Origin of the sequence: Nostoc sp. NMS2 (assembly GCF_017115105.1) — a bacterium.
Taxonomy (GTDB): Bacteria; Cyanobacteriota; Cyanobacteriia; order Cyanobacteriales; family Nostocaceae; genus Nostoc.
The window spans coordinates 1-24,465 of sequence record NZ_JABXKH010000177.1; the positions used below are offsets into that span (position 1 = coordinate 1).

General features: G+C 41.1%; 25 protein-coding genes and 1 tRNA gene. 17 read left to right on the forward strand and 9 right to left on the reverse strand.

Features of this window, described 5'->3' with window-relative positions; genetic code table 11:
• Nucleotides 1-164 precede the first annotated feature (164 nt).
• The 5 genes from HWQ36_RS32915 to HWQ36_RS32935 all read left to right on the forward strand — a co-directional run bounded on the left by HWQ36_RS32915 (nt 165) and on the right by HWQ36_RS32935 (nt 1,823).
• Entirely contained in the window at nt 165-401 is a 237-nt protein-coding gene (locus HWQ36_RS32915) for a helix-turn-helix domain-containing protein (RefSeq protein ID WP_292710933.1), read from the forward strand.
• A gap of 103 nt (nt 402-504) precedes the next feature.
• The gene (locus HWQ36_RS32920; RefSeq protein WP_292710935.1) at nt 505-735 is read left to right on the forward strand and encodes a hypothetical protein; all 231 of its coding nucleotides are present in this window, start codon (nt 505-507) and stop codon (nt 733-735) included.
• A gap of 51 nt (nt 736-786) precedes the next feature.
• A complete protein-coding gene (locus HWQ36_RS32925) occupies nt 787-1,149 on the forward strand; it encodes a hypothetical protein (protein WP_292710939.1) in 363 nt (120 codons plus the stop codon).
• Between the two features lie 2 nt (nt 1,150-1,151).
• Complete coding sequence (locus HWQ36_RS32930) at nt 1,152-1,514, forward strand: hypothetical protein (RefSeq protein WP_292710942.1); 363 nt, start codon at nt 1,152-1,154, stop codon at nt 1,512-1,514.
• 18 nt (nt 1,515-1,532) lie between these two features.
• On the forward strand, nt 1,533-1,823 hold the full coding sequence (locus tag HWQ36_RS32935) for a hypothetical protein (protein ID WP_292710945.1): 291 nt from the start codon (nt 1,533-1,535) through the stop codon (nt 1,821-1,823).
• A 100-nt stretch (nt 1,824-1,923) separates the two neighbouring features.
• On the opposite strand, the gene HWQ36_RS32940 is transcribed toward HWQ36_RS32935, so the two are convergent.
• The 8 genes from HWQ36_RS32940 to glcD form a co-directional block, all read right to left on the reverse strand.
• Entirely contained in the window at nt 1,924-2,244 is a 321-nt protein-coding gene (locus HWQ36_RS32940; protein WP_292710947.1) for a hypothetical protein, read from the reverse strand.
• A 49-nt stretch (nt 2,245-2,293) separates the two neighbouring features.
• Entirely contained in the window at nt 2,294-2,518 is a 225-nt protein-coding gene (locus tag HWQ36_RS32945; protein ID WP_292710950.1) for a hypothetical protein, read from the reverse strand.
• A 204-nt stretch (nt 2,519-2,722) separates the two neighbouring features.
• Nucleotides 2,723-2,794 (reverse strand) — tRNA-Lys (locus HWQ36_RS32950).
• A gap of 63 nt (nt 2,795-2,857) precedes the next feature.
• Entirely contained in the window at nt 2,858-5,107 is a 2,250-nt protein-coding gene (locus HWQ36_RS32955; protein WP_292710954.1) for a GAF domain-containing protein, read from the reverse strand.
• Nucleotides 5,108-5,445: 338 nt separating this feature from the next.
• Nucleotides 5,446-6,009, reverse strand: a complete 564-nt coding sequence (locus HWQ36_RS32960) for a hypothetical protein (protein WP_292710957.1) — start codon at nt 6,007-6,009, stop codon at nt 5,446-5,448.
• Nucleotides 6,009-7,256, reverse strand: coding sequence for a glycoside hydrolase family 10 protein (locus tag HWQ36_RS32965; RefSeq protein ID WP_292710970.1), 1,248 nt, complete (start codon nt 7,254-7,256; stop codon nt 6,009-6,011). Before HWQ36_RS32965 ends, HWQ36_RS32960 begins: the two co-directional genes overlap by 1 nt.
• 365 nt (nt 7,257-7,621) lie before the next feature.
• The gene (locus tag HWQ36_RS32970) at nt 7,622-8,137 is read right to left on the reverse strand and encodes a hypothetical protein (RefSeq protein WP_292710971.1); all 516 of its coding nucleotides are present in this window, start codon (nt 8,135-8,137) and stop codon (nt 7,622-7,624) included.
• 452 nt (nt 8,138-8,589) lie between these two features.
• Entirely contained in the window at nt 8,590-10,062 is a 1,473-nt protein-coding gene (gene glcD / locus HWQ36_RS32975) for a glycolate oxidase subunit GlcD (protein WP_292710972.1), read from the reverse strand.
• 801 nt (nt 10,063-10,863) lie between these two features.
• Here glcD and HWQ36_RS32980 point away from each other — a divergent pair.
• The 7 genes from HWQ36_RS32980 (at nt 10,864) to HWQ36_RS33010 (ending at nt 17,559) form a co-directional block, all read left to right on the forward strand.
• Nucleotides 10,864-11,151 carry a CTB family bacteriocin gene (locus HWQ36_RS32980; protein ID WP_292710974.1) on the forward strand — a complete coding sequence of 96 codons (288 nt, stop codon included), beginning with the start codon at nt 10,864-10,866 and terminating at the stop codon, nt 11,149-11,151.
• A 1,059-nt stretch (nt 11,152-12,210) separates the two neighbouring features.
• Complete coding sequence (locus HWQ36_RS32985; protein WP_292710975.1) at nt 12,211-13,719, forward strand: HlyD family efflux transporter periplasmic adaptor subunit; 1,509 nt, start codon at nt 12,211-12,213, stop codon at nt 13,717-13,719.
• A gap of 127 nt (nt 13,720-13,846) precedes the next feature.
• Nucleotides 13,847-16,015, forward strand: coding sequence for a peptidase domain-containing ABC transporter (locus HWQ36_RS32990; RefSeq protein ID WP_292710976.1), 2,169 nt, complete (start codon nt 13,847-13,849; stop codon nt 16,013-16,015).
• Nucleotides 16,016-16,213: 198 nt separating this feature from the next.
• Nucleotides 16,214-16,531 carry a hypothetical protein gene (locus HWQ36_RS32995; RefSeq protein WP_292710977.1) on the forward strand — a complete coding sequence of 106 codons (318 nt, stop codon included), beginning with the start codon at nt 16,214-16,216 and terminating at the stop codon, nt 16,529-16,531.
• Between the two features lie 30 nt (nt 16,532-16,561).
• Nucleotides 16,562-16,690 (forward strand): hypothetical protein, encoded by a 129-nt coding sequence (locus HWQ36_RS33000; RefSeq protein WP_292710979.1) that lies wholly within the window; start codon nt 16,562-16,564, stop codon nt 16,688-16,690.
• 240 nt (nt 16,691-16,930) lie between these two features.
• A complete protein-coding gene (locus tag HWQ36_RS33005) occupies nt 16,931-17,149 on the forward strand; it encodes a hypothetical protein (protein WP_292710981.1) in 219 nt (72 codons plus the stop codon).
• Nucleotides 17,150-17,400: 251 nt separating this feature from the next.
• Nucleotides 17,401-17,559 carry a hypothetical protein gene (locus HWQ36_RS33010; RefSeq protein WP_292710983.1) on the forward strand — a complete coding sequence of 53 codons (159 nt, stop codon included), beginning with the start codon at nt 17,401-17,403 and terminating at the stop codon, nt 17,557-17,559.
• A gap of 500 nt (nt 17,560-18,059) precedes the next feature.
• Here HWQ36_RS33010 and HWQ36_RS33015 read toward each other — a convergent pair whose 3' ends face one another.
• A complete protein-coding gene (locus HWQ36_RS33015; protein WP_292710984.1) occupies nt 18,060-18,986 on the reverse strand; it encodes an alpha/beta fold hydrolase in 927 nt (308 codons plus the stop codon).
• 556 nt (nt 18,987-19,542) lie between these two features.
• On the opposite strand from HWQ36_RS33015, the gene HWQ36_RS33020 reads away from it, so the two are divergent.
• From HWQ36_RS33020 to HWQ36_RS33040, 5 genes are all read left to right on the forward strand, one after another.
• Nucleotides 19,543-20,097 carry a thioredoxin family protein gene (locus tag HWQ36_RS33020; RefSeq protein ID WP_292710985.1) on the forward strand — a complete coding sequence of 185 codons (555 nt, stop codon included), beginning with the start codon at nt 19,543-19,545 and terminating at the stop codon, nt 20,095-20,097.
• A gap of 71 nt (nt 20,098-20,168) precedes the next feature.
• Nucleotides 20,169-20,897, forward strand: coding sequence for a UMP kinase (gene pyrH / locus HWQ36_RS33025; protein WP_292710988.1), 729 nt, complete (start codon nt 20,169-20,171; stop codon nt 20,895-20,897).
• Nucleotides 20,884-21,432 (forward strand): ribosome recycling factor, encoded by a 549-nt coding sequence (gene frr, locus HWQ36_RS33030; protein WP_292710991.1) that lies wholly within the window; start codon nt 20,884-20,886, stop codon nt 21,430-21,432. The genes pyrH and frr overlap by 14 nt, the downstream gene beginning before the upstream one ends.
• A gap of 139 nt (nt 21,433-21,571) precedes the next feature.
• On the forward strand, nt 21,572-22,693 hold the full coding sequence (locus tag HWQ36_RS33035; RefSeq protein WP_292710994.1) for a geranylgeranyl reductase family protein: 1,122 nt from the start codon (nt 21,572-21,574) through the stop codon (nt 22,691-22,693).
• 444 nt (nt 22,694-23,137) lie between these two features.
• On the forward strand, nt 23,138-24,265 hold the full coding sequence (locus HWQ36_RS33040) for a succinylglutamate desuccinylase/aspartoacylase family protein (protein ID WP_292710997.1): 1,128 nt from the start codon (nt 23,138-23,140) through the stop codon (nt 24,263-24,265).
• The last annotated feature ends 200 nt before the right edge of the window (nt 24,266-24,465 follow it).

Consider the following 24,465-nt stretch of genomic DNA (forward strand, 5'->3'; position numbering starts at 1 on the left):
GTTTCTGTTTTGGCTGCGGCTCTCCCAAACTCAGACCCTCTGCCATAATCCCTCTGTCAATAGGGTTTGAGACGCGCTAACCCTGGGGTGAAGCCGCGCTATGGCAGGTACTTTAAGGATGGACAGAAGAATAATAAACCTAATTGGAGGGTAGAGTTTACGTAATGCAAATTCTACCTCATCGAGTCCGACGGCAAAGTGATAAAGACAATAAAAACGACAATTATATATCACTACCAGAAGCTTGCAAAATTCTATTTTTAACAGAAAGTGGTGTTAGATATCATATTATTCGCCAACGCTTTAAAGCTTTTAAAAGTGGTGGTAGGTGGTATCTGAGCAAAGACAGTGTAGAAACTTTTAAAAATTGGTATAGCAGTAATCAACATAAACCCCATTGAGGGTTAAGGCCCAATCGGGGGAGTTAGCGATGTGGGGTGACATAGTTAACGATCAAAAGCTAGCTTTGGTGTATCAAATGAAACAAATTCTAGGTACATACTTATGGCTGCTAGCGTTACTACTGTCGCGTCCACCCTTGAGGCTCAACTATGGGAATTAGCAATTCGCATTCAACAAGCTGAACTGGCTATTACAACCGATAGACCTAACAATATTCAAACCTCGGTTGACACTGAGAATAAACTCGTTTCTATTACTTTCTCAGCCCCCGCTGTATTTAGCGTGAGTTCTGCTGGCGCACTGGTTGCGACTCCTGCCGTTTATCTTCCCTAGTTTTTCTCGGCGCTATTTTGGGTAAGTAAATCTTTGTGAGGATAAGAAATTATGGCGACGGATGCAAAAACCCAGGTTTACTATATTAACCTGGGCGGTTCAGTTGGTGATATTGGTGCTATGAAGTTTGCATGGCGCGGTAAAAAGGATGCCTACAAAAACATCGCTGAGGGGTTAGGTGTAAAGCTTGCAAAAGATACCGACTCTGGCTTAATGTTTGGTGCCAACAGTCCCAGACCGGCTGAAGTGCGAATTGGATATACTGATGCTAACGGTAACAGCAAAAGCGCTGTTAGGTTTTGCGAACCTGACAAAATTGGGGATGTCACGACCGGTGGTAAAATAAACGGTAAAAAAATTAAAATTGGTGCCAGTGAATACAACATCAATGGCGTAAGCATCAAGAGTAACTAGAGATGGAATTGCCGGAAGGCTATAGCGATCTCAGGAATAATTATCTGTGGAATATCAGGTTTGATCAGTCTATTTTAGGCAATCAAAACTTTGATATTCCCAGAGAATTTACATCAGGTATAGTGGCGGTACTCGCTACTACCACTAATATTAATCAAAAAAATCGAGCTGGGTATTTGGTACAAACAGTCAACTTATTTCAAGTCGGTGGCATAACTGAAGTTTCCAGTTATTATGTTTTACCCAACAATACGAGAAAGGTTATTATTTTTCCTGATGGTATTTCACCCTTCACTTTGCGCTTCAAATTAGCCTTCCCAGTGGGGAATTGTAGACTAAAAATTTGGGAAGCTATCCCAAAATAATTTTAAGTAATAAAAATAATGAAAATTGATGTCAGCCTGGGTGGTTTTCTGCTGGCTTGCATTGGTTCTATCTCTGGCTGGGTAGCTTGGTGGATCGGCAAGCGCCAGCAAACTATCCAAAAAGCTGTCGCATCAGCAGAGAAAGCCTTAAATGAAAAGCGCGACTTTGAGCATCTTCTTCGTAATCAAGCAGAAATTTCAAAAAATATCGCTTACGGTTTCAGAGACCTTGAAGAACAAATCGCGGATCAGAATAACGAACTCAGGGAAATCAAAGCTTGGTTGATCCGTGGCAAGGCTAGCGAGTAGCCTTTGGGGATTCACTCTAGTAATTTAGGTTAGGGGGCAGTCAGTTATCTTGTAGCTTGGAGTGTAGATAACTTGGAGTTAAGTCAGAGACAACTTGCAGTCAACTTAGAGCCAGAATTTGACTACATATCTTAAGATGCCCTTGTATCGCTTCGTCCCAAGTGGGGTAGAGTTGTTTTTTCCCGTCGAGTACCCCACCCATGACCAATGTTTCAAAAATCATCGGTTGAGCCTTAGAGTTGCCACTGCCAGGGTTTAAGTCAATGCCCACAAATCTAGTTGAAACTAGAGAGTCATTGAAATCGTTGTGCATAACTGTAGTCTCAGCAAAGGTGGCTGAAGCCATCCATAAATTCCAATCTATAAAGGACTCAGCAGCAACGGGTGTTTTTCCTTCCAGCTTGTAGTATCGAATGGGCATAATCTCCATTTTGTCACTTGGCAGGTCATAACCCCTTACATCCAGTCTCTTAGCTACTCTTTCCCGCAGGATTTGCACGTGAGGGGCTATCGTTACCACTGGCTTGACCTGACCATATTGAATCCCAGGCATTAATTACAATTTGAGCAGCGACACGACCCGCTAATGACTTATTTTCAGTTTTTAGAATAATTTGAGCAGCTTTTAGAGATTTGTTAATTGGGCATCCTTGTTGCTCAAGCTGATCGCGTATTTCTTTGAGCCTATTAGTCATAATTCCCTTTTTGTCACATTCTAAGCGTAAGTGTGGACATGATCACTGTATCCACGCTTACTACCAAAAGGTAAGAGGCGTTTTTGGTTAGATTAGTCAAAAATTTATTGCCGTTTATCCTTGACAGACAAGGCTTTTAGAGTTTGGCACAAGATCCATTTAGGCAAGATTTAGGCAAAGGTTTTTTGTGAAGGGCTGGAATAGTGGGTGACGAGGGATTTGAACCCGCAACCAATAGATTAAGAGTCTACTGCTCTACCGTTGAGCTAGTCACCCACACGAATAACTATCATAGCACAACTTTTGAGAATTTAGCTAGTAAAACGCTCAAAAAACGAATTAAAGGGGGAATGTGATGGTGAAGGTGGTTTGACCGGCTCCACTCTCTACATAAATTGAGCCGCCTAAATGTCTGACCATTTTCTGCACTAATGCTAATTCCAGTCCAGTGCCACTGTGTTTCCAAGGATCGTGTTTGGAAAGGTGATAAAAAGGCTCAAAAATCCGTGACAGTTCGTTGCTGGTAAGCTCTAGTCCAGAATTGCTAATATTAAGCTCTACTGCATCCCCTCTTAAGTAGGCAGAAACTGTGACTAATTCACCTGCTGGGGTATATTTGCAGACATGGTTGAGTAGTTCGGTGATAATCCTCTCCATATCTGTGATATCTGTCTCTAAAGGCGGGAGGGCGCGATCTATACTCAGTTTTAACTGCTGTCGCTGACAGTTGGTGAGGTCTCGAAAAGACTCGACAATGGGTTGAAGCCAGCTTTGTAAGTCAATGGCAATCAAAGTTGGGGGTTCGGGTTCCGCTTCGAGATATGTGAGTTTGAGTAGATCGTTAATTAATTTGCTTTCTCGCGCACACTCGTTATGCAGAATCTGCAAGAGTTGTGGAACTATTTCTATCTCTAATATTTCTGCTGGTGTTAAGACGCTTTCGAGGGTTTGGACTGCAAGGCTAATGCTAGTTATTGGGGTTCGCAGTTCTTGGGAGAGGTTTCGGAGAAATTGGTTTTTGAGCCGATCGCAATTTTCTAATTCTTGTACCTGTATCTGAGTTTGTTGGTAAAGTTGAGCTTGACGAATTGCGATCGCAGATTCATTTGCAACCTGCTGCACTAACTCAATTTCAAATTCATCAAATGCCTCTTGTGATGGTCTTGTCAACCAAAGATTTCCCAAAATCCCTTGAATATCGAAAATTGGACAAGCCATCTGGGATATAACCAACAACTTTGGTTGCCATCCAGGGGTAACTTCCAAAAATTGCAAAGGTTGTTTTTGTAGCAAGGGTTGATAAACTTCCAGACGGTCTGCAATCTGTCTAGTCAATCCTTGACACCGAGGTAGATTAGTGCTGTACTCGTAGGCAATAGTTACCTGGGTTTGGCAGGGACTATAGAGTTCGATTTGGCAACAATCAAGGTTCAGTAACTCTGTTAGTTCCTGAGTCACTATCTGCAACACCTGAGTTTCATCCAGACTGTCGCGGATTTGTTCTGTCATCCGTCGCACCAGGGCTTCAAAGTTTCGCACTTGCTGCAACTGACTTTTGTGTTTCTGTTTTTGCAACTCTATTTCGGCTTTGAGATCCTTAAGCTGCTGACGAAGTTCTGCTTGTTGCACAGCAATACCGATTTGAGTTGCCAACTGTTTGAGTAAGTCCTTTTCTGTTTGCTGCCATTGACGCGATTGGTGGCAATGCTGGGCAATCAATAGCCCCCACATATCTTGCTCTTGGAAAATCGGCACAACTAGATTGGCTCTAATCTGCAAAGATGCCAGGAAATCTATATGGCAAGGATGCAAGCCTGCTGCATAAATATCCTCAACAACTTGAATGCAACCTCGCCCGTAGTGTTCTGGATGTTTGCCACCCAAGCAGGGATCGGTGATGTTTTTTCCCAATAGGGGATCGCTAGTAACTACACTGGATTCGGCAACGATTATCCCACTGCCATCAGCTACAAAGCGATAAATGAGGATGCGATCGCAATTCAAAAACTGCCGCAGTTCAATTGTTGTCTGATGCAGAATTGTCTCTAATTCTACAGATTGGTGAATCCGTCCGGCGATCGCTTCTAGCAATCTTTCCCGTTCAACCTGGAGTCCGACTGCTTCTTGGGCTTGCTTCACAGGAGTGATATTGCTACTAGTACCAATCAATCGATAAATCCGGGAGTTAGCATCCCTTAGTGGCGTGAGAGTCGTACTCCACCAAGTAGTAACCCCCTGGAATTGCAAACATTGTTCGTAAGAAATAGTTTTACCAAATAGCACACAGTCGGCGTAGTGCTGACGCACCCTAGCAGCATCAATGGGGGAGAGAATATCCTCTGGTTTTTTACCTTGGAGATCGTCTGAGCGAATGCCTATCCATCGCTCATGAGTGGGATTAAGTGCCACATACTGAAAATCTCCATCCTCTAGAACATCTACTACAAATATTGATGCCTGTGCGGAATCGTACATGCTCAGTAGAAATTGCTCACTACTACTTTTCTCATCTACTTCTATGCCAAAGATAATTTGAGGAGGCGATAATTTTGTCAACTCCATAGTTGATTCTGCTGGATTTATATTCATGCGAGAGTCCCTTTCTGGTATTACTGACTCTTCTAGGCGCTCTCTTATCGTTACGCTTGTAGTAGATGCACTTTAGCGCCTATAGCAAAGTATTGTCAGCTGTTGCTCATCGAAATTTGAATCTTTCTCTACTTCTTGTCAGAAATCTAGGAAAGCTAATAGAAGTCAGCTTAACAAATCCTGCTTTTTGAAGGCGAAAATACATTTGCGGTTTAGGGCAAATTTAATGATTTTTGAATAGTTTTCCAAGATTTTTGCATATACTTAAGTACAGTCATCAAATTATATCAATTAATTTTACAATTCTTAATAAACTTATTGGGCTGGGGAATGGGAACTTACAGTCGCAATTTATGAGCATTCATTCCGGTGAGGATACCAACTAGCAGCCAAGTGATAGCTAACCCCATAACTTCGCCTAAAAATAATTGCGTTAAGTGGTGCAAAATCAGCCCCACAGCAGAACCTACGGGGACAGCAACAGCCCAACTTACCGAAGAGACAAATATCCATCGCCACGCCATAGGCTGGGGAATTGCTAACCATTGTGTCAATCCAATTCCCAAGCCGCCAAGTGCGCCATAAATCGCTCCCGACAGGATTCTCAAAGGAAGAATTTGAGTACTGGGTACAATCCAACCCACAGCACCAATCCCGATCGCAGTAATGATACTCCAACCCAAAAGACTTGACAAAATCCACCTGATGCAAAATACAGGTTCTTTGAGAAGACAACCTTGAGGAAGTGCGATCGCAAATCCGCCGATAGCTGCTTCTACCACCCCAACATCTGGCTGATTGCCAACTTCAATAAAAAGTAAACTCAATAAAAAACCGCCACAAGTAGCGAGAGTCCACAGCAATGTAAAGCTAAATCTAGTATTTTCCGGCGCGAATGGCATCAAAGTTTTTTTGGTTTGAATAGTCTGACAGTTCTAGCATTAAACATCTCAAAAAAAGCTTTGCGTCGCTGTTGGGGCGATTCCGGTACAATGTAACCCCAGAGACTCTCCCAGTAGAAAAAGGAGATACCATCAAAATTGCGATCGCGCACTGCTTGAACCTGTTCTCTAACTTGTGCCATTTTCACAGGATTACGCACCGTTCCCGTGGATATCCCAATTTCTACAGGAATTAGACTTTGAGCCAATTTTATAGACGGTTGTTCTAGTTGAGCGATAAAAGAGCTTTTATCATTTCGATAAACCTGTAAAACTAACTCATGAACTAAACCTTTTTTTACCCAATTTTCCCAGTCTTGCAAATAGTATTTATAGGCAAAAGCTTGATAGTTGGGAGATAGAGATATTTTAACTTTGGGTTTCACCGCCTTCACAGCTTGATAGATTTCTGCCATGAAATCAGTAATTTTGTCTGCTCGCCAACGCATCCATTCTGAGTTAAAAGGGTCGATAGGGGGACTTTTGCCTTTATGTTCTTGCTGGTAGAGTTCAATCGTGAAGCGATCGTAGCCAAACTGGACTGGCATCCCAAAATGATCGTCAATCTGAATACCATCCACATCATAATCTCTGACTACTTCCAAAATTAGCCCTTGGATAAACTCTTGCACTTGCGGATGTAAGGGATTCAACCAAGCTAACTTACTTACTAAACTATTATCAATTTCTTCTGGTGGTGCATCTTGGATAGACTTTATACCTTCTTGCCCAATTGTTAACCAGTCGGGATAACGCCTTGCTAATTGTGAATAATGCGGTGTCATAAACCCGTATTCAAACCAGGGAATGACTCTCAAATCTTTCTTTTTGGCAAGTGTCACTATCTTTGTTAAAACATCCTGTCCACCATGCATGAAATTGAGAAAAGGTTGAGTATCTGAGCCTGTAGTAATTTTAGATACAGCACTTTTATAAAAAGTATGTCCTCGGTTCCAAACTACAGGATAAATTGTATTAAAGTTGAGAGACGATAATTGGTTTATAGCCCGGTTAATACCCCAAGGGACAAATAGTACACCACTAGCAACATTAGTGAGCCAAACGCCGCGAATCTCTGTAGATAAAGGACTTGTTTTTTGGGAATAAACTGGGAGTGAAGAGACTGAAGAGAGTGAATAAACTGTTAAAGTGACTACTAATCCCAAACACATTAAGTAAGAAACACAACGGCGAGCAAACCGATTCATTTGTAAGCGTGACCTAGTGCGATCGGAATATTATATATAACTACAAAATAAAATTGTAATTCTCCGGAGTATGTGAATAAATGATGATTAAATAAGAATTCAGGAATAAGGTGATAATGTTGGGTTGCGTTTCACTCCACCCAACCTACATAAATATATCTTTTAAAAAACTCTAGGTTTCAACATAGATGAGGTTTACAAAGATGTGTGTATGCCGTAGCCGCTTCGGGGAGAGGAATGGAAGTGGGGTTTTAAGAATAAGTTGCACATCGCGTTTATTTACTACAAAACAGAAAGTCAGTGCTGCCGTCGGCATCACTGACTCCTAACTTCATACAATAATTATTTTATTTTTTGGAAGTGCCTTACCTCTTGATTGGCACCCTGAGCATGAGCGCACCCACTGGGTCTGACGTGGGGCCGGCCGGGAAATTGACGTGGCAGAGGGCACACTCCGCTCTGAAGTTGCTGAGAGGGATTGAGCGTCGATAGAACCATTGATTGTCTACCTTCTGGACAGACGTGTATGCCTGCCCAGCCATTGCCAGCGCGTTTGCCTGAAACTCAAAGTTGTCGCGGGGGCGATCGCTTTGTTGGAGTGGGCTAACAGTGCCAACTAGCCGCATATCCTTGTTCTGATCGTTAAATATCAGCGAGATGGACTGTTTGCCCTGCTCTACATTCTGTGCAGTAGTTTCGTCGAACTCCTGCGTCAGCGCTGCGAATAACGTGTTGAGCATGAGATCGCTCGTCTCTTGAGCGATCGCAACCTGCTGACTTGGGGGTGGAATTTCATAACCACGGGCAATTGCTGTGAAACAGAACCCAATGACGAGTATCACCACAAAAATCCCATATTTAACTAACTTTCTCAGACGCATTCTCTTAATCCTTTGGTTCTGTATTCTTTGGTGCGGAGTTACTGAGTCAGTCTGACTCAATAACTCCGCATCACTGATAGAACTTTTACCCTGCCTTTGCATAAAAATTTGGGCCTATCAAGATGACCCAGACTCAGCTTTCGTCAGCTAAAACACTTACAGCTTTCAGTTCGCGGGAGCCTAAATAATCTATGGTAAGCCGCTAGAAAAGGAAAAAATTTCCAATATCCTGTCTGAGGAAAAGAACTTTTATTCTTTTGTTAAGCTTAATACACAGAATTCTATCAATTTATCCGGGAAAATACAATACTGTTGCTGTCTATTTAATACAGCAACAAACCAAGGTACTTTTTCTAGCGATCGCAACGCGACATCAAGCTTTTGATCTGACTTTATACATCCTGTAAAAAGTCAAAACTTCATAAATTTATCATCTTCTTCATCATTCCTTATTAAAATCTTTCCACACCTTCAAATTGCTTGACAGCCGATGCATTTGCTGCTTCACCACAAGTTCGTGGTGTGGGGAATATCTTTTCAGGATTTGCTAACCCTTTAGGATTAAAAACTTGCCGTACCCATTGCATAGTTTCTAAATCAACTTGGCTAAACATCTCTGGCATATAGCACTTTTTCTCCGCACCGATGCCATGTTCACCAGAAATACTGCCACCAACTTGCACACAAAGTTTGAGAATTTTTCCACCCATTTCTTCTACTTGTTCTAATGCTCCATGCACAGAATTATCATAAAGAATTAATGGATGAAGATTGCCATCGCCAGCATGAAATACATTAGCAACCCGATAACCATATTGCTTACTTAATGCCTCAATTTCATGTAGAACATAAGGCAACTGAGTTCGGGGAATTACACCATCTTGCACATAATAATCTGGACTTAAATGACCAGCCGCAGCAAAAGCAGCTTTGCGTCCTTTCCATAATTTCAATCGGGTTTCTGGGTCACTAGCAGAAGTGACATTTCGCGCCCCATTCTTTTTACAAATTTCAGTAACTCGCTGTTTATTTCCTGCAACTTCCACTTCTAAACCGTCAATTTCGATTAGCAAAATAGCAGTAGCATCGCGGGGATAACAATTTGTGGCGACAACATCTTCAACTGCATTGATGCTGAAGTTATCCATCATTTCCATACCGCCAGGAATAATTCCAGCGCTGATGATATCAGAAACAGTTGCTCCGGCAGCTTCAATACTGGTAAAATCTGCCAACAGCACGCAAATTGATTCTGCACTTTTGAGAATTCGCAAAGTAATTTCTGTAGCAATTCCTAAAGTGCCTTCAGAACCAACAAAAACACCTGTTAAATCATAACCAGGCATTTCGGGGATTTGTCCGCCTAAATCAACAATTTCCCCTTCTGGCGTGACAATTTTTAATCCTAAAACGTGGTTAGTGGTGACACCATATTTAAGACAATGTACGCCACCAGAGTTTTCAGCAATGTTGCCTCCAATAGAGCAGATAATTTGACTAGATGGGTCAGGAGCGTAGTAAAAACCAGCACCACTAACGGCTTGTGTTACCCAACTATTAATCACGCCTGGTTGAACAATTGTGCGTTGATTTTCCAAATCAATGCTGAGGATTTGCCGCATTAAAGAAGTGACAATCAAAACAGAGTCTTTCACTGGTAAAGCGCCGCCAGATAGACCAGTGCCAGAACCGCGTGCGATGAAGGGGATAGAATATTGATTGCATATCTTTACCACTTGGGCAACTTGTTCTGTTGTTCTAGGTAATACCACTACCGCCGGACGTTGGCGATAGCCAGTTAAACCATCACATTCATAAGTAATAAGTTCTTCGCGGCGTTGCACTACGCCATTTTTGCCAAGGACAACCTCGAATGCTTTGATAATAGGTTTCCAGTTGTGTTGTTTTTTATCTTGGGTCAGCATAGTTTTTAAAGTTCACTATAGTAACTTAGAGTTTAAAACAATACCTCAAGTTTTTGCTGACTTTTCACGTTATGTGGAAAAGCCACGAAAAACCTAACCCCCTAACCCCCTTCCCTACGTTCGCGTAGCGGCACGAAGTGCGGGAAGGGGGAAAATTTAAAGTCTCTCTCCTTCTAGGAGAGAGATTTAGAGAGAGGTTTTTCAAATACTGTGAAAAGTCAGAAGTTTTTGAGGGATTTGTCAATAGTTTTGAGCGGTTGACGACGGTTTGACCATTGCGGCGTTCTTTCTTGCTTTACCGCTCCAGAATTTACTGAGCTTATTTGCTCCACTTGAAAAGCCTAATATTATCCATTAGACATCTGGTGAAATCAAATAATGTTTTATCCAGAACCCTTGTAGAGACGTAGCAGCACTACGTCTCTACAATTATTTTCGGAGATGTCTATTCGTTACGACAGATTGTGTATTTTTCGCAACGGCTTATGTATTAGTCGCAAAGACTTAAGTAAAACTTATTAATGATCCCTCACTCATAATGTCAAAGTAGTGGTTTTAGATATGCCAAATTTATAAATATATGTTCAAATACTTTAAATCAGTTTGAAAATAGCAAATATTGACCATTCTTGCTCTACGGCATTGGTATATCTAAAAAAAATTAAAGATTTTATATCTACCTTAAGAAACAAAAATACAATTTGGTTTTATGTCTTCAGGTTTATGAAATCATGACAAACAATGCCTATAGTTGGGTCTTAGGTAGTCACATACCTAATTTCGTAAGTGAGGCTAACAATCATGTCATATCAAATCAAAACATCTGAGTTGTTTGTCGAGTTATTTGACGAACAACAAGAGTTACTTGCTGGTGGTGTAGACTCTCAGAGAAATCAGAGCAATTTTGCTAAAAGACTTACAAAGTTAGACGGAACGAGCAAATCTGGGCCTAATGGCAGCGAAGCTAACAGTAAAGGCTCAAATGACGGTACTCAGACATCAGCATTACAGGGCTTACAATTAGGTGGTACTACTGCTATAGTCCTGCCGCCCTTGCCCGCTTTATCAGCGCCACTGTTTGCCGCTTAGATTGATTATTTTCACAGGTAATTTGCAAAATTCAGCTATTACATAATCAGAGTATTTGGCAAATTTAGGCAGAGAAAAGAGAGAAAGCAAAAAATAAAACGTTCAAAATATTTCTTGTAAATTTTGGCTTTGAATTTTTGCCTTTTTTGACTTCTCTTAGCTTAAATCTCAAACTTTGAACCAAGTAGCTAATTATTACAAAGACTACCTCTCTACTTTCACTAGACAGCACCACCCATTCTACTATTGTGGTGGTGCTGGATAATCTGGAAATTCTGATTTTCCACTTCTTAGCCGATAGATATTCTACATCTTCATCATCTATCAAAATCCTCGGCGAAAAGAGTCTCAACGAGAAAGCTGTGAGTTAATGTTTTCAGGCAGTTAAGAGTGAATCCATTTTTTGTAACACTCGTTTTTTATTGCCTTTCTTACCTGACCAGAAATCTAAATAAGTAATTTCAATACTTGCCTGTTATTTGACTCTGCACAGAAACAAAACATCCAGATTCAGGATGGAGGCTTGTAGTTAAGATTGTTTTGTTTATAAATAAAAAAGGGGGCCAGAGGAGTTTATTGTAACTCGCTCAACGTAAGTGAGGACTTTGAGGGAGTTTGAGCGTTCTCCTCTGTATTCTTACCGCGTTGCCCGCGTTTGAATCTTGAGAAAGATCAATTCGCTTATCTTGTCGCGCACATCTTTCTCTTCCCCTTTTACTAATTATAGACAATCATAAAACATTCTGCTGGGAATTTTTAGCAATTTATCTTACTTTGTCATTCTTTAATTCAGCAAATACTCCTGGTGATATTCCATTTCACATTGTGATTACCTTACAAGCCGAATCTGCAATTAGCTACCTGATTACTTTTGGCAAGGTTAACATAGACTTTAATTCTTGATTATGCCCTGTGGCGTATTACCAAAGACATATCTTTTTTTGTGGCATCTGATTTGCAATCAAGTAATTTAAGATAATCAGCTTTGCAGCAAAAAAATGGGGTTGATATTAGATAAACCTGAGCTTTTGATGTATACATTTCAAAAAATGATGTACTATGGCGAACTTCTTAGTCAGCGAGGAAAACTATTTTGGAAATAGGTTTAATGAACCCAATCCAGAGCAACTCCATGTAGTTGATGTTAACGAGTTTCTCCCCCATATCAGCAAATGGACTCACATTGGCGGAGGAGTTTTACTCACTACCTTTGTGGCTGCGATCGCTCTTACATCTGTTCTCAGTTACAATGTCACGGTCAAAGTTCCTGCAAGTATTCGACCTGTAGGAGAACTACGGGTTGTTCAGTCTGCGATGGCCGGAACCGTTCAAAACATTGATATTCAAGAAAATCAAGTGGTGACTCAGGGACAAGCGATCGCTCAAATTGATAATTCCCGCCTTCAGACTCAAAAGAGTCAACTAGAAAGTAGTATTCAGCAAGGTAAATTACAACAAAGTCAAATTGATGCTCAACTGGGTGAAATCGATACTCAGATTGCAGCCCAGACAAACTTAACCAACCGCACGATTATTGCTGCACAAGCTGAATTAGCTGGGACACAACGCAACTATCAAGATCAGCAAGTTAAAGCTGCGGCTGATATGACACAAGTACAAGCAGCCTTGACGTTAGCCAAGGTACAACGTGATCGCTTACTGCGGGAAAAAGTTTTAAGGGCAACTGTACAAGAAGCAGAAGCAGCTTTGCAAGTAGCCAAGGTACAACGTGACCGATTGCAGCCGATAGTAGCATCGGGATCGGTTTCTCGCAATCTGTTTGAGGAAAAAGAACAAGCGGTTATATCTGCCCAGGCGAAGCTAGAAGAAGCTAAAGTTAGTGCTAAAAATCTTTTGGAGGACAAAGAACAAGCCCTAAATATCGCACAAACGAATTTAGAAAAAGCTAAAACCGCAATTAATGCCAGTAATGCGGCTGTAATAGTGGCATCTGAACGAATTAAGCAAGAACAGGCTAGAGGTGAGGCTACTTTAGCCGCTTTGAAAAAAGAACGAGAAACCTTACTCCAGCAGCGCCTTGAACTCCAAAAGCAACTCGCTAGCAGTAGAAAAGATTTGCAACAGGTTCAAACCGACTTGAATTTGAGTGTGATTCGATCGCCAATCGCCGGAACACTGTTGCAATTGAATCTTCGTAACCCAGGACAAGTAGTGCAACCAAGTGAAGCGATCGCTCAGATTGCTCCTCTCAACGCTTCTTTACTAGTTAAAGCTCGTGTGCCGGCTCAAGATATTGACAAGGTAAAAGCAGGCCAAAAAGTTCAAATGCAAGTTTCTGCTTGTCCCTATCCAGACTACGGCACTCTCAAAGGAACTGTCAAAACAGTTGCACCAGATACTTTACCTGTAAAAAACAATGTCAATTCAGGTGTAGCCCAGGTAGTTGCTTACGAAGTAACTATTGAGCCACAAACTTCATATTTGAGTAGAGGCGATCGCCAGTGTCATCTGAAAGCTGGCATGGAAGGTAGGGCTGATATAATTTCCCGCCGAGAAACGGTGCTTCAGTTCGTTCTCCGCAAAGCCAGATTCATCACAAATTTTTAATATTTTTGAGGGGTCTAAGTCCCTCGCCTAATATTGCGCGACAAGTTTTGCGGTGGGGTTAAAATCCCCCATACATTACTTAATTACGAATTACGAATTACGAATTATTTTAATAGGTTTAGTAACCATGTTCGATCTATTCAAACTCCATAAAAATTACCAATGTGTTTTGCAGTTGAGTGAAGAAGACTGTGGAGCCGCCAGCCTTGCTTCAATTTGCAAACATTACGGACGTTTTTTAAGCATAAATCGCAGTCGAGATGCCGTTGGGACTGGACAGCTAGGAACAACTTTGCTGGGTTTAAAACGTGGATCTGAGACACTAGGTTTTAATGCCAGGGCAGTGAAAGCTTCACCTGCGATCGTCGATAGAATCACAGAAATAAATCTACCAGCAATTATTCATTGGCGGGGTTATCATTGGGTTGTTTTATACAACAAGCGCGGCAATAAATACGTCATTGCCGATCCTGGTGTGGGTATTCGTTATGTTAACCGAGAAGAGTTAACAGAAGCTTGGAATGGGGTGATGCTCTTACTAGAGCCAGATCCAGAACGTTTTTTTGAGCAGCCCGAAGAAGAAGCAAAAGGTGGCTTAAGTCGCTTTTTAATACGCATCTTGCCTTATCGTGGACTGCTAACTCAAGTTTTAACGATCAACATTGTCTTAGGTCTGTTGGCTCTAGGTACTCCCGTCTTGATCCAACTGCTTACAGACGATGTACTTGTGCGTGGAGATACCCAGTTACTCACTGTTGTGATCTCAGCCGTTGTAGTTATGAGCTTATTCGGCAGTACTTTGCAACTATTACAAGCGATTATGATTGCTCATTTTGGGCAACGACTGCAATTAGGATTAGTCTTGGAATTTGGGCGAAAAATTCTCCAATTGCCTTTAAATTACTACGAAGCCCGTCGTAGTGGTGAAATCACTAGCCGTCTGCGAGATATCAACGACATCAACCAGTTGGTATCGCAAATTGTAGTTCTTTTACCTAGCCAGTTTTTTGTTGCCGTGGTTTCTTTTTGTTTGATGCTGTTTTACAGTTGGAAACTGACAATAGCAGTCATGGTTTTTGCTGGGTTAATTACCCTCTCTACCCTACCTTTTTTACCCATCCTCCAACAAAAAACCCGCAGTCTCTTAGTTTTAGGGACGGAAAATCAAGGTGTTTTGGTAGAAACTTTTAAGGGCGCACAGGTAATCAAAACTACAAATGCCGCTCCGCAATTTTGGGATGAATTTCAAAGCCGCTTTGGCCGCCTTGCTAACTTGACTTTTAGCACCATCCAAATCGGTATTATCAACGGTACTATTAGCAAACTTATAGCTACCATTGGTGGTGTGATTTTACTTGGTCTAGGAAGTATCTTGGTGATTAATGGGGAATTAAGCATTGGTCAAATGCTGGCTTTTAACGCCTTACAATTTAATGTTCTGGCTTTAATTAACTCAGTGGTTGGCTTAGTAGATGAATATTTTCGCTCTCAAACAGCAATTTCTCGCCTTCTGGAAGTTATCGATGCGACACCGGAAGTAGTCGGAGGTAGTCAAAAGCCAGTCGTCCAAATTTCTAGTGATGCAGACATTCGCTGTTCCCATATCCAATTTCACCACCCTGGCAGAGTTGACTTATTAGAAGATTTTTCTCTCAAACTTCCTGGAGGGAAAGCGATCGCTTTGATTGGTAAGTCAGGTTGTGGTAAAAGTAGTTTAGCGAAAGTGATTGCAGGCTTATATCAGCCTAACTCTGGCAATATCCGCATTGGCTTCTATAACATCAACGACCTTTCCCTGGATTGTTTGCGACAACAAGTAGTCTATGTACCCCAAGAACCCCATTTTTGGAGTCGCTCAATTTTAGAAAACTTCCGCTTAGGAACGCCTTACATTTCCTTTGAGGAAATTGTCAAAGCTTGCCAGATAGCTGATGCAGACGAGTTTATCAGTCAACTTCCGAATCAGTATCAAACAGTTTTAGGGGAATTTGGGGCAAATATCTCTGGTGGACAAAGACAACGATTAGCGATCGCTAGAGGCATCCTCACCAATCCACCTGTACTTATTTTAGACGAAGCAACCGCCGGACTCGATCCAGTCAGCGAATCTCACGTACTAGACAGACTTTTGAAATACCGAGAAGGCAAAACTACTATTTTGATTACCCATCGTCCCAGCGTAATTAATCGAGCCGATTGGATTGTACTACTAGATAAAGGTCAGGTGCAAATACAAGGTAATATTGAGACTTTTCTCTCTCAGCAAGGAGAGCATTTAAAGTTTTTATCACTGTAAAAAATGGGAGCATCCCAATTTTGCTAAAAGGCACAGAACTGGCACAAAAACTCTGTACAAACATCTTTCCTTTGCGTTCTTTGCGTCCTTGGCGGTTCGTTATTTCATTCCTAGTCTAATTCCAAATACCCTATAAAAATAAACTTGCACATTTGGGATGCTCCCTAAAAAATAGTCTTTGTATAAGCAAATAAAACTATGTCTGAAAATACCAAATCCCACAATCCTGAATGGTTCAGAGATTTGTCTGAAGAAGAACAGGAAACCCTAGCTGCTGGGCAAATCACAAATATACCAGGTGGAAGTAATTTTTTTATCCAGCAAACTAATATCCAAACTGCAGCAGACAATACATTAAATCTTGTAGGTGGTGATGTTTCTTCACAAAAAACTAGATATAGTTTGTCACAATTTACTATCGGGTCTTCTATAACATTTGGCTTACCAACCTCTAGTTTAGGAGAGAATAAATGGAAAAATTTAATTACCAATCTCTTAAATAGTGTCTTCTCATAAAAATTAGAGATAAATCATCACAAAGATGCGATGAATCGCCGTCAAGACGAAAGACTGATTATTGTAGAGACGGCGATTCATCGCGTCTTGACTAAACCAAACAGTATTGGGCGTAGAGGCACAATTAATCGTGCCTCTACATTTATTAATAAAATCTAGATAACTAAAGTTTTACTTACTAAATCAGGATAAAGCTTGAGAAAATTATCAATATATAGTGCAATTTTACCAATTAAGATACAAAGTTATTTTTCATTTTATATTTAAATTTTCATGAGCCAAAAGGAATAATTTTATTATTATCATTTATAACCTTAGAATAATTTAAACTGTCAGGAAATAATTACTATTAAAAATATAGGTGAATAACACCTATGTTCGTAAGTGAGGTAAAAAATTATGTCAAATCAAATTACCATGTCTGATTTGCTTGTGGACTTATCTACAGAGCAACAACAGCTTCTAGCTGGTGGACAAGATGGCGAAGAAGGAGACTTAGGTGATGAAGAATCAGGTGGTGAAGAGCCTTCTGTCGGCGTTGGAGGCACATCCCCAGGTGGTTCCCGTCGTCAACGATTCTTTATTAGTGGTATTGTTCGCCTGCGTAAAATCCCATAAATGTCCTAAACTTTGCAATTAGTGGGAACAGGAGAAGCTCATATAACTCCCTTAAGATAAATTCAATTTTGAGAAAGAATTTGAGCAGTCTCCTATAACCAGACAAGGGGCTTAAGCCCCTTGTTAAAGGTAGGTAAACTCCCCTTACTTCAGATCAAAGTAGTTTTGACTAATTGAAGATTACAGCTTTTGCTGTATAACTCAAGGCACTAGCCATTCTTCTGCACTGTACAAAAGCGAGGCAAACGATTATGTCAGATCAAATTATTACACCTGATTTGTTCGTTGAGTTATCGAAAGAAGAACAGCAGCTTCTATCTGGAGGAATGCGCGGTTTTTATAGAAGCCACTTCCCCCGACGCCATTTCCGCCGACACCGCTTCCCCAGACACTCCTGGTCTTGGTGGTAAGACTAAGTTAGCAAAGTTTAAGGACTGCATAACCCCGTAGTTTAAACTTTGCAATTAGCGGTGTAAGGAGAAACATCATATAAATCACTCAACATAAATCAAGTTTTGAAAGAGAGAGTTTGAACCGTCTCCATCTTTTCTTAATGTATGAAATCAACAGATTAGAGCAAATAAAGGTAGATACTAAATATAGTATCTACCTTTCTATTTTCCTTTTAACTTATTGCAGTAAGTAAGTCGGCGAGAATAAACCAAATTATGTTATGGCGGTTCCAGTTGAGTTGCAATACAGACCTAACCCCCAGCCTCTTCCCTACTAGCGTTGGGGAGTAAGATTCAAAGCCTCTCTCCTAAAAGGAGAGAGGTCAAACTGTATTACATCCAAGCGAGAACCGCTATATATTTAGTATCTACTTTTCTATTTTCCCTTTAACTTATTGCAGTATAAGAATCAATTTGCAATATACATTCTAAATATTTTGGGGTTAGTTTGATGCAAATTATGCCTCTGACTTTGCTGAATTTATTACTGTCTTTTGCTCCCAAATCCAATCAAGTAAAATCGGATTGACTAACTCAGGTGCTTCATCTTGGGGACAATGCCCAACTCCTTCTAAAGGAATAAACTTTTGTACCTGTGGGAAATTAGCTAATTCTCTACCTAACTTAATTGGTTCCCACGGATCGGCTGTTCCCCACAAGATAATTGCAGGACAAGGTAGCAGTGGTAAAAGGTCTTCTGGTAATGGTCCTGTAGAATAAGAAGTAAAGGCAAGGAAAACAGCTACAGCCCCCGGATCGCTTGCTGGTGAAGTGAGAATATCTACCAACTCATCTGTCACCATCTCAGAATTAGCATAAGCTTTTAGTAAAATCTTCCGCACTGTTTTCGGTTTGGCAAGTTGATTGAAAAAGAAATCGCCAACTGGTTTGATAGAAAGCAAGCGTTGCAGTAAAGGCGCTCCGAAACGACGAGACAAGGGTAAAGTTACCCGTTTGCGATCGTGCAACAGCCGTAAAGAACAGTTGAGTAATGCAACTCCCAAGGCAATATCTGGGTTGCTAACTGCTGCTTGCATGGCTACAATACAGCCAATAGAATTTCCGACTAAAAAAGCAGGTTCGCCGACAACTTCACGGCAAAAATCTGCTACTTGTTGTCCCCAGGTTTCTAGAGTGTAGGCAATTTTTTCACCAGGTTGAGGTTTTGCGGAACCGCCAAAACCAATCAAATCAATAGCATAAACCCGGCAATTTTGCGCTAATACGGGAATATTTTTCCGCCAATGCCACAAAGAAGCGCCAAATCCATGCACGAGGACAACAGCTGGTCCAGTGGTTCCTTGGGTTTGATAGCAGATAGGGAAATCTTGCCAAATCCAGGTTTTTGTAGAGGTAAATGCTGTTTTTGAACTTGAGGTTGTCATGGGAAATTTGATGAATACTAGGGTAAAAGCCTGTCAGAAGTAAGGCGTAAGTAAAATTGTTTTGAATTTGAATAAAATTTATCAGATTTTCAAATTAAATCCTTTGCTCTAGTGATAACTTAGGCATACACTAGGAAAGCTTCTAGTACAGCGCGGCGTAAATAAACCACCCATTCCAAATCAATGAAACCCTTACGGTACAGCAATTACGAATTACGAATTACGAATTACGAATTACGCCCTGCGGTACTAGGCTGATAGTTTTATCCAGATAGAGAATTTTCATCTTGTTGATGGAGGTAATTTACTCACAACTTAGATTATGTCAGCATTAGGAATCATCACTTCTATTATGTGAGTAATATTTTCACGATTTTTTTAGATGTGAGTGAATTAGTATCAGTGCTAGATTCAGTAGATTCACAATTTACGATCGCAATTTTGGTCTATAACATTGTCAGAATATGAGGCATCGGCTAAGGGGTGGTTTGCAACTGGAAACTGACGCTGAATTTAACAACATTTTTCTTGTTCCTAGTTCTGCGAGCCAGATAACATGAATATACTAGAAACAATCGATACTCCCGTCGGGAGCTATGCACCCGATTTTGAACTGCCAGGAATTGACGATCAAGTACACCATCTCAGGCGTTATCTTGAGAAGTTCCGAGCAGTGGGCGTTATTTCTCTATGTAACCACTGTCCTTATGTAGAGTGGTATATAAACAGGTTAAAAAACATTCAAGCCGAATTTGCCCCCAAAGGCTTTACACTAATTGGGATGAATGGTAGTGATGGTAATCATGTAACTAGGCCAAGCTTTGAAAATATGAAAGCTTTTGCCCAGCGTCACGATTTGAACTTTCCTTACCTGTGGGACTCGACGCAAGATGTAACCCAGAGTTTTGGTGCTACGAAAACACCAATGGCCTTTTTAATAGATGCTAATGGTATAGTCCGCTACAAAGGCAAAATTGACAATCATCCCCAAGATGCATCAGCAGTGGGAGAAGAATATTTAAGAAGTGCGATCGCCTCTCTATTTCTTGGTCAGACAATAGATGTACCACAAACAGAACCAGTAGGTACTACATTGATTTGGCGTAACTAGACATAGATAGTCCCTGTAACTGCTATCTTAAATTGGAGGCAATTGCAACTTTTTTGATAAAGCGTAACTTCATGGGAACGAATTACCGACGGGTTTTACTCAAACTGAGCGGTGAAGCCTTAATGGGCAACATGGGCTATGGCATTGATCCAGAAGTGGTCAAAGGAATAGCGCAAGAGGTAGCAGAGGTGATAGCCACCGGCGTTCAAATGGCCATTGTTGTTGGCGGCGGCAATATTTTTCGTGGCGTGAAAGCAGCGTCGGCGGGGATGGACAGGGCAACCGCTGACTACATAGGGATGATTGCCACGGTAATGAACGCCATGACGTTGCAAGATTCGCTAGAACACATAGGGGTACAGACGCGGGTGCAAACTGCGATCGCTATGCAAGAATTAGCAGAACCATATATCCGTCGTCGTGCCATCCGTCATCTTGAAAAAGGGCGGGTGGTAATTTTTGGGGCTGGTTCTGGAAATCCCTTCTTTACTACTGATACCACTGCGGCATTAAGAGCAGCAGAAATTGATGCTGAAGTGATTTTTAAAGCCACCAAAGTAGACGGGGTATATGATGCTGACCCTCAGATTTATCCTAACGCCAAGCGTTACAATAGCCTTACCTACGCGCACGTTTTAGCCAAAGATTTGCGGGTGATGGATAGTACTGCGATCGCCTTGTGTAAAGAAAATAATATCCCAATTCTGGTATTTGACCTAACGGTGCGAGGTAACATCCACCGAGCAGTCTTGGGAGAATCCATCGGTACCCTTGTGGGAGGTTCTTGTGATATTAGCTGACGCGAAAAGCAAAATGCAAAGTTCTGTTGAGTCAACTCAACGAGCTTTTAACACGATCCGCACTGGTCGCGCCAATGCGAGTCTATTAGATAAGGTATTAGTGGACTATTACGGTTCGCCTACATCTTTAAAATCACTGGCAAATATTAGCACGCCAGATGCCTCAACAATTCTGATTCAGCCCTACGAGCGCAACACCCTAAACATTGTTGAGAAGGCGATTTCACTTTCAGATGTGGGTTTAACTCCCAGCAACGATGGTTCTGTAATTCGGCTGAATATTCCGCCTTTGACAAGCGATCGCCGAAAAGAATTCGTTAAAATGGCTACCAAGTATGCTGAAGAAGGTCGTGTTGCTATTCGCAACATCCGCCGCGATGCCATAGACTCGATTCGCAAGCAGGAAAAAGCCTCTGAAATCTCCAAAGACGAATCAAAAGACCAACAAGACAATTTGCAAAAACTCACAAACGAGTATACAGCCAAAATAGACGCACTATTGGCAGAAAAAGAAAAAGACATTACGACTGTTTAAAGTCTCAAGTCTGAAACATAAAGGCTGAAGGATGATGGTAAAATTCTTCAGCCTTTATCATTTTTTAGGTATCTCAAAAAAATTAAACAAGTAAGTAGAAGTAAATAATCAACTAATTCAGGAGCCAAAATACAGCCTTATGTACGACTGCATCATCGTCGGCGCTGGGCCAGCTGGTGGAACAGCTGCATATCATTTAGCCAAGCAGGGTCGCTCAGTATTAGTGTTAGAAAAAGAATCTTTACCAAGATATAAACCTTGTGGTGGTGGTGTATCTCCAGCGATCGCTCAATGGTTTGACTTTGATTTTAGCCCAGCAATTTCTGTAAAAGCTGACTCCTTTCGCTTTACCTGGAAATTAGGCGACCCAGTGGAAGCAAAAATCGCCACAGAAGAACCAGTCTGGATGGTGCGACGAGATATTTTTGACCATTTCCTAGTGCAGCAAGCACAAAAGCAAGGGGCTGAACTCCGAGATAATACTGAAGTCAGGGGTATTGAATTTAAAGGTGACTATTGGCAAGTTAACACAGCCAATGAGCCAGTTACAGGTCGCTACTTAATCGCGGCTGACGGTGCTAAAGGGCTAATGGCAAAATGGCTAGGCTTCAAAGAACGTAAACGCCGTTTAGCAGCAGCTTTGGAAGCAGAGATTTCCACCACTGTGAAAGACAAATCCACAATTCACATTGAGTTGGGCTTGGTGAAAAATGGCTATATGTGGAACTTCCCGAAAGCGGATGGTTATTCCATTGGTATCGGTACGTTTGGCGGTGGCGAACCCCAGGATTTTAAGAAGATTTTAGATGAATACGCGCGATCGTTTGATCTAGATATCAAAACCAGCAAGCAGTATGGTTATCCCCTTTGCTTGTGGGATGGAAAGCAAAAGTTGCATACCCAAAATGCTGTTTTAGCTGGAGAAGCAGCTTGTGTAGTTTATCCGATGACAGCAGAAGGCATTCGTCCTTCAATTTTTAGCGGCTTGATTGCAGCAGGAGCCATTAATGATGCCCTTTCTGGTGACATCAACGCTTTAGAAAAATATAGTGAAGCTATTAATGAAGAATTTGGTACTGAGATGGCTTGGGCACAAAAATTAGCTGGAGCATTCTATCGCTTTCCTGGTATTGGCTACAAAGTTGGTGTTAAGCATCCTTCTGGTGCCAAAATCATGGGTCAGATTATGTCTGGAGAACTGCGCTATAGCGATGTTACCGATCGCGCCCTCAAGCGTTTAATTGCCGGCTTTGGAGGTTAGTCGGTAGTCGTAGGTGGTTCCTTGATGCTCTCACCTTTTTAATGAAACGTGAATTCAACGAACCTCTCCCTGGTTTTGCTTAATAAAACCAGGGAGAGGTTTTTGATTTGACTCAGAACTTACGCAAAAAATAGCCGCAAAGTTAACGTGAGTTCGACGCGCTATTTAGTAATTACCTAATTGGCGTAAATATTGAAACCTCTCCCTGGTTTTACTACGCAAAACCGTCCCTCTCCGATTCGGAGAGGGACAGACTTGAACTTTAGTTCAAGGCAGGGAGAGGTTCGTCGAACTCACGTAAAGTTAATGTGTGCTACCTTATCCTATTCATTCACGCAGAGGTTAGCTGATTACGCAAATGAAATCAGCAAATTCTATTGGGTTAGGCTTTTAATTCAGTACAGATACAGCGATAATTTACTCAAATCATCACCGAGTTGTTTCATGCTGCCAGTTATTGAAAGTATTGTATTACGTCAAATGGCTTCGGGCGATCGCCTATACTTACAATTATACAAATTCATCGGCGCTCAACCTGGTAAAAAGGTATACATTCAATCTAATCTGCACGGTGCAGAAATTGCTGGCAATGCCGTTATTTACCAGCTAATTGAGTTTTTATTAAAAATAAATGATACAGATTTAACTGGAGAAATTTGGCTAGTTCCCGTTTGTAATCCAATGGGGACGAATGAACGCGCTCACCATTTTTCCCCTGGACGTTACTGTATTTACGAAGCTAAAGACTGGAATCGCATATTTTGGGATTACGAGAAAGAAGCTGATGATTTAGTAGTTTTTACTAAATCTCAACTTCATAGTGATCTAAAGGTCATTCGACAAAATTATCTAACTTTAATTAAGCAGAAGTTTGCGAAACTTTTAGAAAAGATTAATTCTTCCAGTGGTGTACCCTACACTGAGATTTTTAGCTCCAAACTACAAAATCTGAGTTTAGATGCAGACTACTTAATTGATTTACATAGTTCTACAAATCAAGCGTTAGACTACGTTTATTATTTCCGAAATCGAGAAGATAGTGCAAAATACTTCCTGCTTGATTTCGGAATCTTACTTGATAAATATGATGGTGATGCTTTTGATGAAGCTTTTATCAAACCTTGGTTAGCACTGGAAGCTTGTTTTAAAGAGTTAGGTAAAGAAATCAAGTTTGATGTGGAAGCTTGGACACTGGAATTAGGAACAGGAATGCAAATGAATCCTGATTCAGTCGCTAAAGGTGTACGAGGTGTGAAAAACTATCTATTGCAAAAAGGTGTACTGCAAATTCCTGATTTCTCTGATGATACAAAAACCTATGAAATGACTTTTGCATCTAGCAGCAACCGGAAAAAATATTATGCGATCGCAGGTGGTATGATTCAATCGAGAATAGCATTAGGTAGTACAGTCAAAGCTGGGCAAAAGCTGTATCAAATTCTCAGTTTTAATAAAGAAGGTCAGTTACCTAGTGTAATTGATGTCTACGCTCAACAAGATGGATTAGTTTATGATGTCGCAACCAATCAAGCTGTGAATGAAGGTGAATTTGTCTTGGGAGTTGTTAGTTAGGGCATGGGGCATAAATATTCCTGACTTTTCACGGTATCTGGAAAACCTCACTTCTATTTCTCTCTCCTTTTAGGCTACGGTGTACACACAAGTCTGCTAGAGTTGCGCCACAGGCTTTTGATCCCCCCTTTCCCCCAATTTATCGGCAGGGCTGATTCATCCCCTAAAACCTGTAAAATAGCAAGTGTTTAGGGGATAAA

Coding starts and splice junctions, on each gene's coding strand:
- HWQ36_RS32915 (WP_292710933.1), top strand. CDS start 165: ATGCAAATTCTACCTCATCGAGTCCGACGGCAAAGTGATAAAGACAAT.
- HWQ36_RS32920 (WP_292710935.1), top strand. CDS start 505: ATGGCTGCTAGCGTTACTACTGTCGCGTCCACCCTTGAGGCTCAACTA.
- HWQ36_RS32925 (WP_292710939.1), top strand. CDS start 787: ATGGCGACGGATGCAAAAACCCAGGTTTACTATATTAACCTGGGCGGT.
- HWQ36_RS32930 (WP_292710942.1), top strand. CDS start 1,152: ATGGAATTGCCGGAAGGCTATAGCGATCTCAGGAATAATTATCTGTGG.
- HWQ36_RS32935 (WP_292710945.1), top strand. CDS start 1,533: ATGAAAATTGATGTCAGCCTGGGTGGTTTTCTGCTGGCTTGCATTGGT.
- HWQ36_RS32940 (WP_292710947.1), bottom strand. CDS start 2,244: ATGCCCATTCGATACTACAAGCTGGAAGGAAAAACACCCGTTGCTGCT.
- HWQ36_RS32945 (WP_292710950.1), bottom strand. CDS start 2,518: ATGACTAATAGGCTCAAAGAAATACGCGATCAGCTTGAGCAACAAGGA.
- HWQ36_RS32955 (WP_292710954.1), bottom strand. CDS start 5,107: ATGAATATAAATCCAGCAGAATCAACTATGGAGTTGACAAAATTATCG.
- HWQ36_RS32960 (WP_292710957.1), bottom strand. CDS start 6,009: ATGCCATTCGCGCCGGAAAATACTAGATTTAGCTTTACATTGCTGTGG.
- HWQ36_RS32965 (WP_292710970.1), bottom strand. CDS start 7,256: ATGAATCGGTTTGCTCGCCGTTGTGTTTCTTACTTAATGTGTTTGGGA.
- HWQ36_RS32970 (WP_292710971.1), bottom strand. CDS start 8,137: ATGCGTCTGAGAAAGTTAGTTAAATATGGGATTTTTGTGGTGATACTC.
- glcD (WP_292710972.1), bottom strand. CDS start 10,062: ATGCTGACCCAAGATAAAAAACAACACAACTGGAAACCTATTATCAAA.
- HWQ36_RS32980 (WP_292710974.1), top strand. CDS start 10,864: ATGTCATATCAAATCAAAACATCTGAGTTGTTTGTCGAGTTATTTGAC.
- HWQ36_RS32985 (WP_292710975.1), top strand. CDS start 12,211: ATGGCGAACTTCTTAGTCAGCGAGGAAAACTATTTTGGAAATAGGTTT.
- HWQ36_RS32990 (WP_292710976.1), top strand. CDS start 13,847: ATGTTCGATCTATTCAAACTCCATAAAAATTACCAATGTGTTTTGCAG.
- HWQ36_RS32995 (WP_292710977.1), top strand. CDS start 16,214: ATGTCTGAAAATACCAAATCCCACAATCCTGAATGGTTCAGAGATTTG.
- HWQ36_RS33000 (WP_292710979.1), top strand. CDS start 16,562: ATGAATCGCCGTCAAGACGAAAGACTGATTATTGTAGAGACGGCGATT.
- HWQ36_RS33005 (WP_292710981.1), top strand. CDS start 16,931: ATGTCAAATCAAATTACCATGTCTGATTTGCTTGTGGACTTATCTACA.
- HWQ36_RS33010 (WP_292710983.1), top strand. CDS start 17,401: ATGTCAGATCAAATTATTACACCTGATTTGTTCGTTGAGTTATCGAAA.
- HWQ36_RS33015 (WP_292710984.1), bottom strand. CDS start 18,986: ATGACAACCTCAAGTTCAAAAACAGCATTTACCTCTACAAAAACCTGG.
- HWQ36_RS33020 (WP_292710985.1), top strand. CDS start 19,543: ATGAATATACTAGAAACAATCGATACTCCCGTCGGGAGCTATGCACCC.
- pyrH (WP_292710988.1), top strand. CDS start 20,169: ATGGGAACGAATTACCGACGGGTTTTACTCAAACTGAGCGGTGAAGCC.
- HWQ36_RS33035 (WP_292710994.1), top strand. CDS start 21,572: ATGTACGACTGCATCATCGTCGGCGCTGGGCCAGCTGGTGGAACAGCT.
- HWQ36_RS33040 (WP_292710997.1), top strand. CDS start 23,138: ATGCTGCCAGTTATTGAAAGTATTGTATTACGTCAAATGGCTTCGGGC.